The 15,595-nt window shown below is 65.6% G+C and carries 13 protein-coding genes; 7 read left to right on the forward strand and 6 right to left on the reverse strand.

Annotated features, from left to right (window positions below; translation table 11 throughout):
• Nucleotides 1-38: 38 nt before the first annotated feature.
• The 5 genes from ASF81_RS03000 (at nt 39) to rplL (ending at nt 3,642) form a co-directional block, all read left to right on the forward strand.
• Nucleotides 39-1,121 carry an AI-2E family transporter gene (locus tag ASF81_RS03000; RefSeq protein ID WP_052247852.1) on the forward strand — a complete coding sequence of 361 codons (1,083 nt, stop codon included), beginning with the start codon at nt 39-41 and terminating at the stop codon, nt 1,119-1,121.
• Between the two features lie 154 nt (nt 1,122-1,275).
• Nucleotides 1,276-1,728, forward strand: coding sequence for an NUDIX hydrolase (locus tag ASF81_RS03005; protein ID WP_055804563.1), 453 nt, complete (start codon nt 1,276-1,278; stop codon nt 1,726-1,728).
• 69 nt (nt 1,729-1,797) lie between these two features.
• Complete coding sequence (locus ASF81_RS03010; protein ID WP_055804566.1) at nt 1,798-2,370, forward strand: DUF2059 domain-containing protein; 573 nt, start codon at nt 1,798-1,800, stop codon at nt 2,368-2,370.
• A 310-nt stretch (nt 2,371-2,680) separates the two neighbouring features.
• The gene (gene rplJ / locus ASF81_RS03015) at nt 2,681-3,196 is read left to right on the forward strand and encodes a 50S ribosomal protein L10 (RefSeq protein ID WP_055754822.1); all 516 of its coding nucleotides are present in this window, start codon (nt 2,681-2,683) and stop codon (nt 3,194-3,196) included.
• Nucleotides 3,197-3,258: 62 nt separating this feature from the next.
• A complete protein-coding gene (rplL, locus tag ASF81_RS03020; RefSeq protein ID WP_055754823.1) occupies nt 3,259-3,642 on the forward strand; it encodes a 50S ribosomal protein L7/L12 in 384 nt (127 codons plus the stop codon).
• Between the two features lie 115 nt (nt 3,643-3,757).
• Here rplL and ASF81_RS14955 read toward each other — a convergent pair whose 3' ends face one another.
• Nucleotides 3,758-4,024, reverse strand: coding sequence for a hypothetical protein (locus tag ASF81_RS14955; RefSeq protein ID WP_156363118.1), 267 nt, complete (start codon nt 4,022-4,024; stop codon nt 3,758-3,760).
• Between the two features lie 10 nt (nt 4,025-4,034).
• On the reverse strand, nt 4,035-4,946 hold the full coding sequence (locus ASF81_RS03025) for a PHB depolymerase family esterase (protein ID WP_055804569.1): 912 nt from the start codon (nt 4,944-4,946) through the stop codon (nt 4,035-4,037).
• Nucleotides 4,947-5,065: 119 nt separating this feature from the next.
• Between ASF81_RS03025 and ASF81_RS03030 the strand changes: the two genes are divergently transcribed.
• The gene (locus ASF81_RS03030) at nt 5,066-5,743 is read left to right on the forward strand and encodes a type 1 glutamine amidotransferase domain-containing protein (protein ID WP_055804574.1); all 678 of its coding nucleotides are present in this window, start codon (nt 5,066-5,068) and stop codon (nt 5,741-5,743) included.
• 40 nt (nt 5,744-5,783) lie between these two features.
• Here ASF81_RS03030 and ASF81_RS03035 read toward each other — a convergent pair whose 3' ends face one another.
• The 4 genes from ASF81_RS03035 to ASF81_RS03050 all read right to left on the reverse strand — a co-directional run bounded on the left by ASF81_RS03035 (nt 5,784) and on the right by ASF81_RS03050 (nt 11,135).
• Nucleotides 5,784-7,760, reverse strand: coding sequence for a M61 family metallopeptidase (locus ASF81_RS03035; protein ID WP_055804577.1), 1,977 nt, complete (start codon nt 7,758-7,760; stop codon nt 5,784-5,786).
• Between the two features lie 112 nt (nt 7,761-7,872).
• A complete protein-coding gene (locus tag ASF81_RS03040) occupies nt 7,873-9,834 on the reverse strand; it encodes a M61 family metallopeptidase (protein ID WP_055804579.1) in 1,962 nt (653 codons plus the stop codon).
• Nucleotides 9,835-9,965: 131 nt separating this feature from the next.
• A complete protein-coding gene (locus ASF81_RS03045) occupies nt 9,966-10,451 on the reverse strand; it encodes a hypothetical protein (RefSeq protein WP_156363119.1) in 486 nt (161 codons plus the stop codon).
• Between the two features lie 132 nt (nt 10,452-10,583).
• A complete protein-coding gene (locus ASF81_RS03050; RefSeq protein WP_055804586.1) occupies nt 10,584-11,135 on the reverse strand; it encodes an FKBP-type peptidyl-prolyl cis-trans isomerase in 552 nt (183 codons plus the stop codon).
• Nucleotides 11,136-11,475: 340 nt separating this feature from the next.
• Here ASF81_RS03050 and rpoB point away from each other — a divergent pair, with 340 nt between their 5' ends.
• Nucleotides 11,476-15,591: a DNA-directed RNA polymerase subunit beta gene (gene rpoB, locus ASF81_RS03055; protein WP_055804589.1), complete on the forward strand. Its 4,116-nt coding sequence runs from the start codon at nt 11,476-11,478 to the stop codon at nt 15,589-15,591.
• Nucleotides 15,592-15,595 lie beyond the last annotated feature (4 nt).

The following is a 15,595-nucleotide window of genomic DNA, read 5'->3' on the forward strand; positions in this document are numbered from 1 at the left end:
TCGACCCGCGTTCCTGTCGCGACCTTGAAGGGGGCGATATGTTCGGACTGGGCAAACTGATGGGCGACAAGCCCGGTGTGGGCGGGCACGATCCGTGGAAGGGGCGCCTCGCGTTCGGCGCCATCGTGCTGGTGGCGGCCTATTTCGCGGTCCAGCTGATCGTGACCTTGCAGACGCTGTGGCTGCTGATCTTCGGAGCCATCGTGGTGTCGGTGATCCTGCGCGCCCTGGCCGATCCCATCGTGCGCTGGCTGAAGGCGCCGGATCCGCTGGCCGTCTTCCTGTCGCTGCTGATCGTGATTGCGGTGCTGGCAGGCGTTCTGACCCTGTTCGGAACCCAGATCACCGAACAGGTCGTGGCCCTGTCGGCCGTGGTGCCGCAAGGGTGGGAGCAGGTTCAGTCCTGGATCCAAGCCCAACCCTATGCCGCGCAGCTGCTGGAACAGTTGCAGGGGCTGGGCGGCCGCGCCGGTCAAGCGTTGCAGGTCGCGCAGAAGTTCGCCCTGGGTCTCGCATCGGGCGTCACCACCCTGGTTCTGGTCGTGGTTGCGGGGGTCTTTCTTGCGATCGAACCCGCCAAGTCGCGCGAGGGGCTTCTGTCCATGCTGCCCATGGATCGGCGGCCGCGAATGCGCGAAGTGCTGAACAGCTGTGGCAAGGCGTTGAAGGGCTGGCTGAAGGCGCAGCTGTTCTCGATGGTCCTGGTCGGGACGCTGACGGGCGTCGGTTTGGCCATCATCGGCGTGCCGTCGGCGCTGGGGCTGGGTCTGCTGACGGGACTGGCGCAGTTCGTGCCGATCGTGGGCCCCATCGTCTCCACCGTGCCGGCCGTGCTGGTTGGCGCCACGCAAGGGTGGCAGACGGCCCTGATGACGCTGGCGCTGTATGTCGTTGTGTCCCAGCTGGAGAGCAACTTCATCACGCCGATGGTGCAGAAGAACGTCGCGAACCTGCCCGTCGTGCTGGGCATCTTCGCCGTGGTGGGCATCGGCACCCTGTTCGGGCCGCTGGGCGTGCTGTTCGCCACGCCGCTGGCGCTGGTGCTGCACACCCTGATCACCATGCTGTATCGTCAGGACGTGCTGGGCGATCCCAAGGCCAAGGCGCCCGGCGAGAAATAAAATGGGACCGTCCGTGGTCTGACAACTTGACGCAGGCGTCGCGATCCCGTTTCGAGGGCGGCCGCGACCGGCAGACCTGGAACCAGACGTGAAGATTGGGCGAGCGCCAGCACGAATCGGCAGGACCCATCACGCGATGGGCGAGGGCTGAGGCGTGGCCCAGGCCCGGTCGAAACGCACCACCCGCTCCGAGACCCGGCAGGTCGCGGCCCTGCCGTGGCGGCTGGAGGACGGCGAGCGTCGCATCCTGATGATCACCTCGCGCGAAACGCGACGCTGGGTGATCCCCAAGGGCGGGCGGATGGTCGGCAAGAGCGATCCCGAGGCCGCCGCCCAGGAGGCGATGGAGGAGGCGGGGGTGAAGGGCGACGTCGACACTCAGTCCATCGGCGTCTTCCGATACGCCAAGGGTCTGAAAGACGGCGGCGTGCGCCAGTGCGTGGTGTCGGTCTATCCGCTGGAAGTGCTGATCCAGATGGGCGCCTGGCCCGAAGCGCATCAGCGCGAGCGCCGCTGGATGAGCCTGAGCGAGGCGGCGGATCTGGTTCATGAGCCCGACCTGGCCGCGCTGATCCGCGACTTCGACGCCACGCCGCTGGAAGATTGAGCAACAGTCGGTCGAATTCGAGTGGCCTGCGGGCCTGAGCGTTCCGATAAGAGAGCGGGGGAGGCCATCATGATCATCACACGCAAACAGGCGCTAGCTGCGTCGCTGGGTCTGGCGCTGGGTCTGAGCGCGACAGGCGCGCACGCGCAGACGGCGGCTCAGTCGGAAACAGTCGTCGTCACGCGCGTCGAGCCTGCGCCGCAGGATGCCGGCTTGGCCCGCCGCAGCGCCTTGGCGCGCGAACTGATCGATCTGTCCGTCGGACCGAACTTCATGAAGGAGTTCGAGCGCGTAATGGTCGCGCAGATGGGCGAACTGGATAAGAAGGGCGGCGAAGAAGCGATTTGGGTCCGCACTAACATGCCGTCTATGGCTAGCAGAATGATCGAGCGGTTCATGGATGACTTGGCCCCAATCTACGGTTCCGTCTTCACTGAAGAAGAACTCTTCGCTCAGATCGCATTCTATCGCACGGCTGTCGGGCGCTCTGTTGCAGCCAAGACGATATCCTTGAGCATGGCCTCACAGGAGGTCGAGACCGCAGCGATGACGAACCTTCTGGAGGAGTTCGAGAGCAACTATTGCGCCCGGTTCGACTGCGGCGAGGCCGAACAGACCGGCGCCAAGCCCAGCCGGCGTTAAGCCGGGTTGATTTCCAACGACGGCGCCTGTAAGAGCGCCGCTTCCCGTCGGAGGTTCATCTTCTGACGGTCCTGTCCGAGAACTTCGGGGCGTGGGGGTCACCCAGGCCATAACTGTCAGAGAGCCCTCTGACGCCGTGGGGAGATGGGGACGCGACCTTGCGCTGTCAGCCCGCATTCCGGGACGGACGCCGTCAGACGCATCCTTCGGACAATACGACCGGCCCGACGTTTCGCAGCGATGCGACGCGCTTTGGCCAATCCGTCGTCGGGAATAAGCCCGGCGGCGAATACCAAGACTGGAGACCGCAATGGATCGCGCTCAAAAAGCCGAGTCTATCGAATCGCTCAAGGGCGTTTTCGCCGACGCCGGCAGCGTGGTCGTGACCCACAACCTGGGTCTGACCGTTGCGGAAATGGAAGATCTGCGTGGCCGTCTTCGTAAAGAAGGCGGCGCGTTCAAGGTGGTCAAGAACCGCCTGGCGCTGAAGGCGCTCGAAGCCGAGGAAGGCAGCGACTACCACAACCTGTTCAAGGGTCCCGTGGGCATCGCCTATTCCGAGAACCCCGGTACGGCCGCCAAGGTCGCCACCGAGTTCGCCAAGGCCAACGATCGCTTCAAGATCGTCGGCGGCTTCATGGGCTCGACCATCGTCGACCAAAAGGGCGTGGACGCACTGTCCAAGCTCCCGACGCTCGACGAGGTTCGCGGTCAACTCATCGGCCTGCTCAACGCGCCTGCGACCCGTATCGCCGGCGTGCTGCAAGCACCCGCCGGTCAGCTGGCTCGCGTGTTCAACGCCTACGCCACCAAGGAAGCCGCGTAAGCGGCCCAGCCTTTCATCTCTGCATCACTCTCTAAAACCAATCCTCCGAAGGAAAACTGACAATGGCTGACCTCGCCAAGATCGTCGAAGACCTGTCCGCTCTGACCGTCCTCGAAGCTGCTGAACTCTCCAAGCTGCTGGAAGAAAAGTGGGGCGTCAGCGCCGCTGCTCCGGTCGCCATGGCTGCTCCGGCCGCCGGCGGCGGCGCTCCGGCTGAAGCTGCCGAAGAGCAAACCGAATTCACCGTCGTCCTGGTCGACGGCGGCGACAAGAAGATCAACGTGATCAAGGAAGTCCGCGGCGTCCGTTCGGACCTGGGTCTGAAGGAAGCCAAGGACCTGGTCGAAGGCGCTCCGCAGAACGTCGTCGAGAACGTCTCCAAGCAAGCCGCCGACGAAGTCGCCAAGAAGCTGACGGAAGCCGGCGCCAAGGTCCAGATCAAGTAAGATCTGACTTTCGGCATTTGCTGAAGATCGGGAAGACCTGGCGGGAAACCGCCGGGTCTTTTCTTTTGGGGCCTACCGCGCGGAGCGCTGTTGAGGCCCTTGGCGGACATCTTAGTTATCTGACTGCGCGGACGGATAGGTAAGCTTCCTGTTCAACATGCTGAGCGTCGCTAAATATCTGGTCGGTCAATCCGCGAACGGGTTCGTAGGGCCGCCAGCCATTGCGCCTGTTGCGGTAGGCCATCGCTTCTTCTTGTGTTGATGCATAGAAGGCTTCGACAAAGCGAGCATCGGGATCCCGGAGACGATCCCACGCCTCACTGACGGCAGCGCACTTTTGTGAGTTCGCTGTTTCCCAAATCTCAAATCTCAGCAGAGCCATCGGCCGGTTCTTAGCGGAGCGAACGTGCGGCGAAAAAGGCCCACAGGGCGTCGTTGTCGGCGACCCAGCTGTGGCCGCCGCCGGCGGTGATGCGGCCCACCACGTCCGCGCCGTCGCGGCAGGCTGAGTAGCCCTCTTCATAGATCTTGTCGGTGATCCAGCGGGTGTCTCGCACATGGGTGCAGCCGTTCAGCTGGGCCCAGCGCTGTTCGGCGGCGTGCATGGTGTAGCTCCAATAGCCTGCGCCGCCGCCCTGGATCGGATTGGTCGTGTCGGCGTCGCCGGCGAAGGCGATGACCGGCATGGGGCGCGAAGGGCGGCAGGTGGCGGGATCGGGTTGCTGCGGGCGGTCCTTTCTGGGATTGCCGGCGCGCAAGCCGACGACCGGAGCGATGGCGGCGAAACGGTCGGCGGCGACGCAACCCAGCCAGGACGCCATCCGCCCGCCGCCCGACAAGCCCGTCGCATAGATGCGGCTGTCATCGACGCAGCCCTGGTCAGCCAGATAATCGATGGCTCCCGTCAGATAGGCGACGTCGTCGGCATCGCCGGGACCGGGGACTGCGCCGGTGACGGTCGGCACGCCGGGGATGTTCCAGACGAAACCTTGATCGATCGGAATGCCGGCGTCGGGCGCGGCGACGATGAAGCCGTGCCGATCCGCCGCTTCAGCCAAGCCGGAAGACGCCAGCATCTTCTCTCCGGTGCCGCCGCTGCCATGCAGCAGGAAGACCAGAGGCGCCGGCCTTGCGGGGTCAAAACCCATGGGCAGGTGGATCCGCATCGTGCGTCCGCTGCGGCCGATGGCGACGGCCTGAGTCGCGCCCGCCTGTCCGATGTTGCAGGGGCCGGCTGCCTGCGCCGACGGGCTGAAGATCATCAGGCCCATCAGGGCGGCGAACAGACCGAACCAAGGCTTCATGCGACGTCGTCTCCGCTGATCGAGGCCGGCAGGGTGGGATGTTTTCGGCATCGAGGCCAGTCTTGAGCGGCGCCGTGCGGCTTCCCATCTGTGGACACCCCAAGACGGAGCCATCCCCTATGAAAATTCTGTTGGTGCTGACGTCGCACGATCAACTCGGCGACACGGGCAAGAAGACCGGCTTCTGGCTGGAAGAACTGGCGGCGCCCTATTACGCGCTGAAGGATGCGGGCGCGGAGATCGTGCTGGCCTCGCCCAAGGGCGGTCAGCCGCCGCTGGACCCCAAGAGCGACGACCCCGACGCCCAGACCGACGATACGCGCCGGTTCAAGGCCGACCCCGAAGCCCAGGCCGCCTTGGCCTCGACCGTCGTCCTGTCGTCGGTGAAGGCCGAGGATTTCGACGCCGTCTTCTATCCCGGCGGCCACGGACCGCTGTGGGACCTGGCGAACGACGCCGACTCCATCGCCCTGATCGAGGCCTTCGCCAAGGCTGACAAGCCGACCGGCTTCGTTTGTCATGCGCCCGGCGTGCTGAAGTCGGTGAACGGACCGGACGGCAAGCCGCTGGTCAACGGCCGCAAGGTGACCGGCTTCACCAACTCCGAGGAGGAGGCCGTGGGCCTGACCGACGTGGTGCCGTTCCTGGTCGAGAACGTGCTGACCGCCAACGGCGGCGACTACTCCAAGGGGCCGGACTGGGGCTCCTATGTGCTGACCGACGGCAAGCTGGTGACCGGGCAGAACCCCGGCTCGTCGCACGCGGCGGCCGAGGCGTTGCTGAAGCTGTTAAAGTAAGGGGCGTGTCTCCTCCCCGCGAGGCGGGGAGGAGACGCTTTTAGCGCCGGCGAGGCGCGAGGATGTCGGACAGGCGATCCGGCGCGCCCTCGACCCGTTCCAGCCGCGGGTAGCGCAGGCCGTCGTGGTAATTGAAGGCCACCGTGCGGAAGCGATCGCCGGATTTCAGCAACAGTTCGATCGGGGCGTCGGTCCCTTTCGCCGCCGTGACGGTGTTGCGCAACACCTCGGCCGAGCCGGCCTTGCCGTTGACGGCGACCAGGCTCCAGCCGGCGCCGAGGCCTTGCTCGAAGGCGGGCCCGCCCCAGCGGATGTTGGTCAGCTTGTCGCCCGACAGGGTGAAGCCCAGCGAATATTGGAAGTCGTTGGCCCAGCCGCTCTGGACCGACTTCTCCGCCGCCGAGGGCGTGTCGGTGTAGGTCAGTCGCCAGCCGCCACGCTCGATCCCGGCCAGCGGCGCGCGGGCGTCGGGACCGACGGCGTCCAGACGGGTGCGCAGGAAGGCGGCCCAGTCGTGGGGATAGACCGCATTCAGGGCCGCGACGACATCTTCGAAGGTGTAGCCCTGAGGCGCCCATTCGCCGTCGTCGTGACCGTAGAAGCCCCTGGCGAAATCATCCAGCGACTTGCGGCCATTGGTGCCCTCGCGGATCAGGGTGTCGGCGTCCAGCCAGACCAGCAGGCTTTCGCGGTAGTAGTCGCCTGTGCCGCGCATCCATGAGGTGAACTGGCCCGGCACGCGATAGCCCAGCAGATTGTGGTTGTTGGTATCCTGCAAGGCGCGCCACTGGCGACCCGGCTGGTTGTCATAGAAGGCGGCGACGCTGGCCAGGGTGGCCAGGGCCACGTCCTTCGAATGCAGGCCCGACCGGGCGGCCAGCACATCGCCCCAGTATTCGGTCTGACCTTCATAAACCCACAGCAGGGTGTTCTGGGTCGGGACGTTGTGGTTGGCGGTCAGCTCGTCCGCCGGACGCATGAACTTGCCGTTCCAGGAGTGGGTGTATTCGTGGGGCAGCAGACCCCGATCGCCGGCGCTCTTGCTCCAGTTGGTGAAGAAGTCGGGCGCGCCGGTGTTCTCGGACGAGCGATGATGCTCCAGCCCGATGCCGCCCATCTGATCGGTCAGGGCGAACAGGAATTCGTAGTTGTCGAAGTGACGGGCGCCGAACAGGCGGTCGGCCTGCTGAACCATGTTCTCGAACAGTTTCAGCTGGTCGTCGGTGGCGGCCAGACCCTTGGCCTCGTCGGCCAGGATGTTCAAGTGGACGCGCTCACCGCTGGGGTCGATGTCGACGCGGCGATAGTGCGCGCCCGCGAAGATGGGGCTGTCGATCAGGGTGTAGAGGTCGGTCGGGGCGAAGGCCGCCACGTCGCCGTCCTGAGACGCCGTGGTCAGGGCGGTGCCGTATTTCCAGCCGGCGGGCAGGACCACCGACGGGGCGACCTGGATCTGGCGGCTGAAATAGCCGGCCGGATAGAGGATGGCCTTTTCCCACTGCAGATTGACCATGGCCGGGGTCATCAGCACGCGCCAGTTGGAACTGTCGGGCTGAGTCAGTTGCTGGAACTGCACGTCGATGCTGGTCACGCCCGCCGGGATGTCGAGGTGGAAGGCGTAAGGATCCAGCGTGTCGCGCAGCCACTCCATCCGCTGGCCATTGGCGGTGACGGTCAGGCCGGACAGCAGTTGGATCGGGCCGGTGGCGGCGTGGTTGCCGGGCAGGAACTTCGGATAGAGCAGGGTCAGCGGGCCCGGGCTGGCGACCGGGATGGTCTGGCTGACGCGGATGATGCGGCGGTCCAGGTCGGTGATGTCGGCGCGGTAATGGATCACGCCCGGATAGGGCTTGTCCTGGGGCGCCGGGATGGCCGGCTGGGCGCGGGGCAGGGCCAGCGGCGCCTGGGTCGCATCGATGACGACCGGAGTGGACTGGAAACTCTGGGCCAGAACTGGCGAAGCGGCGGCCGTCATCAGAACGGCGAGGCAGGCGGCGGTCAGGCGGGTACGCGGCATTCGGTCATCCGGTTCGGCGAGGAAGCCGCACCGTCGGGGGCGAGGGGCGATGCGTCAAGCGTGGCGTTGTGTCTCCTCCCTCTCGCGACCGATCGGGAGGAGACGTACGCCGTCAGCGCCGGCGGGGCGTCAGGATGTCGCCCAGGCGATCAGGTGTGCCGGGGATGCGTTCCAGGCGGGGGTAGCGCAGGCCGTCGTGGTAGTCGAAGACGACGGTGCGGTATTGCTCGTCGTCCTTGACGATCAGGGTGATGGGCGTCGATGGGTCCTTGGCGGCGGTGACGGCCTCTGCCAGGCGTTCGGCGCTGGCGGCCTGCCCGTTGACGGCGACGATCTCCATCCCGGCGGCCAGGCCCGACTTGAAGGCCAGACCGTTCCACTGGACGCTGCGGATCTTGTTGCCTTCGCCGGTCTGGAAGCCCAGCGAATAGGTGAAGTCGTTGCGTTTCAGCTCGGCGTACAGGGTCTTCATGTAGTCGGTGGGCTTGTCCGTGAAGGCTAGGCGCCAGCCGCCGCGCGCCAGACCGTCCAGCGGGGCGCGGGCCTCAGGGCCGTCGGCGTCCAGGCGGGTGCGCAGGAAGGTCGCCCAGTCATTGGCGACGACGCCGTTCAGGGCCGCGACCACATCCTCGAACGTATAGGGGGCCGGCGTATAGCTGCCGTCCTGGACGCCGTAGAAGGCGCGGGCGAAGTCGTCGAGCGACTTCCGGCCGCCGGTCTTTTCGCGGATCGTCGTGTCGACGTCGAGCCAGATCAGCTGGCCCTCCGAATAGTAGTCCTCGTCGCGCTGCCATGACAGCCAGCCCTTGGGCTGGCGCTGGCTGATGATGGGGTCGTTGGTGGTGTCCTGCATCGCGCGCCATTCGCGGCCGACGCGCGTGTCGAAGGTCGCGGCGGTCATGGCCAGGGCATCCATCGCCTGTTGCTTGCTGAGCAGGCCCGAGCGGGCGGCGATGACCTGACCATAGTACTGGGTCTGGCCCTCATAGACCCACAGCAGGCTGTTCTGCAGGGGCGAGTTGAAGTTGGGCACATACTGGTCGGCGGGCCGACGCCATTTGCCGTCCCAGGAGTGGTTCATCTCGTGGCTGAGCAGGTCGCGGTCGGACAGGTGGGTGTCCCAGCCGGTGAAGAAGGCGGGATCGACCGAGTTTTCCGAACTGCGGTGATGCTCCAGCCCGATGCCGCCCAGCTTGTCCGTCATGGCGATCAGGAAGTCGTAGTGGTCGAAATGGCGCGCGCCATACAGGCGGTCCATCTGGGCGACCAGATTGCGCAGGATCTGGATCTGCTCGTCGGTGGCGTTCAGGCTGTCGGCCTTGTCCGCGACGATGTTGGCGCGAACGGGCGAGCGGCCGCCGGGATCGAGGTCGATCTGGCGATAGTGGACGCCGGCGAAGACCGGGCTGTCGATCAGCACTTCCAGATTGACGGGCTTGAACGTCTGGACGTCGCCGGCCTTGCTTTCGGGCTCGAGCGCCGTGCCGAACTGCCATCCGGCCGGGAATTTGACCGTGGGCTGGACCGTGATGTTCCGCGACCAGTGGCCGGCGGGATAGAGCAGCATCTTCTCCCACTGGATGTTCAGCATCTCGGGCGTCATCGTGATGCGGCCCTGATTGCCGGTCGTCGGCGACAGGTGCTGCAGGGTGATGTCCAGCGCGGTCGCACCGGCCGGGACGACCACGTGGTAGGCGAAGGGATGCAGGGTGTCGCGCACCCACTGCACCCGCTGGCCGTTCGCGGTGATCTCGATGCCGGCCAGCTGCGCGATGGGGCCGACGGGGCCGTGGTTGCCCGGCAGCCATTCGGGGAAGAACAGGGTCATCGGTCCCGCCTGGGCGACCGGGATCGTTTCCTTCACCGCAAAGATGTGCTGGGCCAAATTGGTGGCGTCGACGTCCAGGGTGATGACGCCGGGATAGGCGACGTCCCGCGCTTCCGGAATCGCGGGCAGGGGCGCAGGCAGGGCCGGCGGCGTGGTCGAGGCCTGCTGCGCCAGGGCGGCCGGGGCGGTCGAGACGAGCAGAAGAGCGAGGCCGAGAGGGGCGGCGCGCAGGCAAGAACGGATCATCGAGGACTCTTCAAGCGACTGGGGAGCCGCGACAGTCCGACGCAGGGGGCAGGGCGTCAAGCGTCAGCGCTGATCCGAAATTGCACTGCACCCAGAAAACGCGTGCAAAATGCAAGGAGGTGTAATTTGGATCAGTCCTCCTCCATCGGACGCAGGGGCGGCGTGGTGGGCAGATTGTGCTGTCGTTTCGGGTCGTTGGCCATGCCCCGGTAGTAGCGCACGGCATGGTCGTCGATCTTGGCGATGGCCTCCAGATCCTTGTGCAGCCGGGACCAGCCCCGCGCCTCGATCAGCTTGCCGTCGATCATCGCCCGTGAAGCATTGGCCCAGGCCAGACGCGCCATGTCGGCGGCGTTGCAGGGCAGGCGCTGGTCTATGGCGTCCAACTCATAGGCGTCGAGCGGTTCGAAAACCGCGCCGTGCGGCTGGTCCGAACGGCGCCAGCCTTCCGTGCGAGCGCGCCAACGGAAGGTCGACAGACTGAGGCCGTGGCGCGCGCAGACCTCCTGGGCGAACCCCCCGGCGAGATAGTCTTTACGGGCCGCGGCCCAGGTTGCGGCGGACCGTCGGGTCCAGTCGGGCGAATTCGGATTGGGATCGGAGAGGTCATCGGTCATGCGGCCCATGATGCGGGCGACGACGCCTATGGCCGGAACAATGACGCTTCGAGCGCCCAAGCCGTTGAATAGGCTGTGGTCAGGGTGTCGAAATAGGATGGAGCGCGGTCGCCAGCCATCCTGTTTCGGTCTTCAACCCGGCTTGACGTCCAGCAGTTCGACCGAGAAGCGCAGGGTGGAGTTGGGCGGCAGTTCGTCGCCGCCGACCCAGCGCGAGCCGTAGCCCAGCGTGGCGGGGATGACGAACTCGTAGATTTCCCCGACGCGCATCAGGGCCACGCCCTCGGTCCAGCCCTTGATGACGCGATTGAGCGGGAACTCGGCCGGTTCGTTGCGGGCGTAGGAACTGTCGAACTCGCGCCCGTCGATGAAGGTCCCGCGATAGTGGACCTTGACCGTGTCGGTCGCCTTCGGCTGAGCGCCCTCGGGGTGGGCCTTGCCGACGCGGCGATATTGCAGGCCGCTTTCGGTGGTCGTCCAGCCGCGCCGGGCGCCGTTCCAGGCGAGGTAGGCGGTATTGCCGGCGTCCCAGGCCTGCTGCGGCGTCAGGGCGCCCTGGCCATTGACCTGATCGGCGGCGCGCGCGGCGGCCGAAGCCGTCTCGGCATAGGTCACCGGCTCGCGATGGGTGGCGCAGGCGGAAAGGGCGAGGGCGGCGAGCAGGGGCAGGGCGATCCGTGTCATAAGGCGACGCTAGATCAGGCCATCGTCGCTCGCAACGAGATTGCTCGGCTCTGTCGAAAAGGTTCCCTGGGGCCTTTATTTCGTCGCGAATGCGCGTATATGTGCGCGCTCCGCAACACTCCATATGAGTCTGCGCGCAAGCGCCGAGGCCCGGTCCGTCGCCCTCCGACCGAGCGAAGGCGCGGCTCCTTCCCAGGGAGCCGGTCCATTTCAGGCGTCCTGGCCCGGCAGCGGGCCGAGGGTGGATGCCGAAACCCTGGCTGCGGACGCGGAAACGCGCGCCGTGGCTGCTGCATTTCACGCACGTCTTCCCCGGGGCGTGCGCCATGGGAAACACTGAATGACTGACGTCGCCCACGATCTCGCCATCAACGGTCAGATCGCTTCCGCCACCTCGTTCACCGGCAAGAAGCGCATCCGCAAATCCTTCGGGCGTATTCCCGAAGCGATCGCGATGCCGAACCTGATCGAGGTTCAGCGCGCTTCCTACGAACAGTTCCTGCAGCGCGAGGTCCGTCCGGGCGTCCGCAAGGAGCAGGGCATCGAGGCGGTCTTCAAGTCGGTGTTCCCGATCAAGGACTTCAACGAGCGCGCCATCCTGGAATACGTCTCGTACGAGTTCGAAGAGCCGAAGTACGACGTCGAAGAGTGCATTCAGCGCGACATGACCTATGCCGCGCCGCTGAAGGTCAAGCTGCGCCTGATCGTGTTCGAAACCGACGAGGAAACGGGAGCCCGTTCGGTCAAGGACATCAAGGAGCAGGACGTCTACATGGGCGACATCCCGCTCATGACGGATAAGGGCACCTTCATCGTCAACGGCACCGAGCGCGTGATCGTCTCGCAGATGCACCGTTCGCCGGGCGTCTTCTTCGATCACGACAAGGGCAAGACGCACTCCTCGGGCAAGCTGCTATTCGCGGCCCGCGTGATCCCGTACCGCGGCTCGTGGCTCGACTTCGAGTTCGACGCCAAGGACGTGGTCTATGTCCGCATCGACCGCCGCCGCAAGCTGCCCGCCACGACCTTCCTGATGGGTCTGGGCATGGACGGCGAAGAAATCTTGAAGACCTTCTATGAGACCGTGCCTTACGAGAAGCGCGGCGAAGGCTGGGTCACGCCCTACAAGGCCGAGCGCTGGCGCGGGGTTAAGCCGGAGTTCGACCTGATCGACGCCGACACCGGCGAAGTGGTCGCCCAGGCCGGTCAGAAGATCAGCGCCCGCGCCGCCAAGAAGCTGGGCGAAACGACGACCTCGCTGTCGCTGGCCGCCGACGCCCTGGTAACCAAGTATCTGGCCAATGACGCCGTCAACTTCGAGACCGGCGAAATCTTCGCCGAGGCCGGCGACGAACTGGACGCCCCGACCATCGAAGTGCTGGAGCAAAACAGCTTCACCACCATCGAAGTGCTGGACATCGACCACGTCACGGTCGGCGCCTACATGCGCAACACCCTGCGCGTGGACAAGAACGACAACCGCGAGGACGCCCTGTTCGACGTCTATCGCGTGATGCGCCCGGGCGAGCCGCCCACCCCGGAAGCCGCCGAGGCCATGTTCAACTCGCTGTTCTTCGACAGCGAACGCTACGACCTGTCGGCTGTCGGCCGGGTCAAGATGAACATGCGTCTGGAAAGCCCCGAGGTCTCCGACGAGATCCGCGTGCTGCGGAAGGAAGACGTGCTGAAGGTGCTGCAGATCCTGGTCGGGCTGAAGGACGGCCGCGGCGAGATCGACGACATCGACAACCTGGGCAACCGCCGGGTCCGTTCGGTCGGCGAGCTGCTCGAAAACCAGTACCGCGTCGGTCTGCTGCGGATGGAGCGCGCCATCAAGGAGCGCATGTCCTCGGTCGATATCGACACGGTCATGCCGCACGACCTGATCAACGCCAAGCCGGCCGCCGCCGCGGTTCGCGAGTTCTTCGGTTCGTCGCAGCTTTCGCAGTTCATGGACCAGACGAACCCGCTGTCGGAAATCACCCACAAGCGTCGTCTGTCGGCGCTTGGCCCGGGTGGTTTGACGCGTGAGCGCGCGGGCTTCGAAGTCCGCGACGTGCACCCGACCCACTACGGCCGGATCTGCCCGATCGAAACGCCGGAAGGCCCGAACATCGGCCTGATCAACTCGCTGGCCACCCACGCGCGCGTCAACAAATACGGCTTCATCGAGAGCCCCTACCGCCGCGTGAAGGACGGCCAGGCCCAGGGCGAGGTGGTCTACATCTCGGCCATGGAAGAGTCGAAGTACACGATCGCTCAGGCCAACATCGAACTGAAGAACGGTCAGATCGTCGAGGACCTGGTTCCCGGCCGGATCAACGGTGAATCCCAGCTCCTGAACAAGGACGCCGTGGACATGATGGACGTGTCGCCGAAACAGGTCGTTTCGGTCGCTGCGGCCCTGATCCCGTTCCTGGAAAACGACGACGCCAACCGCGCGCTGATGGGCGCCAACATGCAACGTCAGGCCGTGCCTCTGGTGCAGTCGGACGCGCCGCTGGTCGGCACCGGCATGGAAGCGGTCGTGGCCGTGGACTCCGGGGCCGTCGTGGTCGCCCGTCGTGACGGCGTCGTCGAACAGATCGACGGCACCCGGATCGTCGTTCGCGCCACCGGCGACGTGGACGCCGCCCGCTCGGGCGTCGACATCTACCGCCTGTCGAAGTTCCAGCGTTCGAACCAGTCGACCTGCATCAACCAGCGCCCGATCGTGCGCGTGGGCGATCAGGTGAAGGGCGGCGACGTGATCGCCGACGGTCCGTCGACGGACCTGGGCGAACTGGCTCTGGGCCGCAACGCCCTGGTCGCCTTCATGCCCTGGAACGGCTACAACTTCGAAGACTCCATCCTGATCTCCGAGCGCATCGTGCGCGACGACGTCTTTACCTCGATCCACCTGGAAGAGTTCGAAGTCGCCGCCCGCGATACGAAGCTTGGCCCTGAGGAAATCACGCGCGACATCCCCAACGTCGGCGAGGAAGCCCTGCGCAACCTCGACGAAGCGGGCATCGTGGCCATCGGCGCCGAGGTTCAGCCGGGCGACATCCTGGTCGGCAAGGTCACGCCGAAGGGCGAAAGCCCGATGACGCCGGAAGAGAAGCTGCTGCGCGCCATCTTCGGCGAGAAGGCTTCGGATGTGCGCGACACCTCCCTGCGCCTGCCGCCCGGCGTCGCCGGCACGATCGTCGACGTTCGCGTCTTCAACCGTCACGGCGTCGACAAGGACGAGCGCGCCATGGCGATCGAACGCGCCGAGATCGAACGTCTGGGCAAGGACCGCGACGACGAGCTCAAGATCCTCGAGCGTAACGTCTATGGCCGCCTGAAGCCGCTGATCGTGGGCAAGAACGCCGTGTCGGGGCCCAAGGGCATCGGCCGCGGCGAACTGACCGAAGAGAAGCTGGCCGAGGTCAGCCGTGGTCTGTGGTGGCAGATCGCCCTGGACGACGAAAAGGCCATGGGCGAGCTGGAAGCGATGAAGCGCCAGTTCGAGGACGCTCGCAAGCAACTGGACCGTCGTTTCGAAGACAAGGTCGAGAAGCTGCAACGCGGCGACGAACTGCCCCCCGGCGTGATGAAGATGGTCAAGGTCTTCGTGGCCGTGAAGCGCAAGCTGCAGCCCGGCGACAAGATGGCCGGCCGTCACGGCAACAAGGGCGTCATTTCCAAGATCCTGCCGATCGAGGACATGCCGCACCTGGAAGACGGCACGCACGTCGACGTCGTTCTGAACCCGCTGGGCGTGCCGTCGCGCATGAACATTGGACAGATCTTCGAAACCCACCTGGGTTGGGCCGCCGCGGGTCTGGGCAAGCAGATCTCCGGTCTGCTGGAAGCCTGGCAAGCGGGTGGTCAGAAGCAGGCGCTGATTGATCGTCTGACCCATATCTACGGCCCGGAAACCCCGCTGCCGCAGGATGAGGAAGAGCTGATCGAACTGGCGAAGAACCTGTCCAAGGGCGTCCCCTTCGCGACCCCGGTCTTCGACGGCGCGCACATCGGCGACATCGAGCGTCTGCTGGAAGAGGCGGGGCTGAACAAGTCGGCCCAGTCGATCCTGTACGACGGTCAGACCGGCGAGCAGTTCAAGCGTCCGGTCACGGTCGGCTACATCTACATGCTGAAGCTGCACCACCTGGTCGACGACAAGATCCACGCCCGCTCCATCGGCCCGTACTCGCTGGTCACCCAGCAGCCGTTGGGCGGCAAGGCGCAGTTCGGCGGCCAGCGCTTCGGGGAAATGGAGGTCTGGGCTCTGGAAGCTTACGGCGCCGCCTACACCCTGCAGGAGATGCTGACGGTGAAGTCCGACGACGTGGCCGGCCGGACCAAGGTCTACGAGGCCATCGTCCGTGGCGACGACAGCTTCGAGGCCGGCATTCCCGAGAGCTTCAACGTGCTCATCAAGGAAATGCGTTCGCTGGGTCTGAACGTGGAGCTGGGGAACAGCTGATCCG

Source organism: Brevundimonas sp. Leaf168 (assembly GCF_001423685.1).
Taxonomy (GTDB): Bacteria; Pseudomonadota; Alphaproteobacteria; order Caulobacterales; family Caulobacteraceae; genus Brevundimonas; species Brevundimonas vesicularis_C.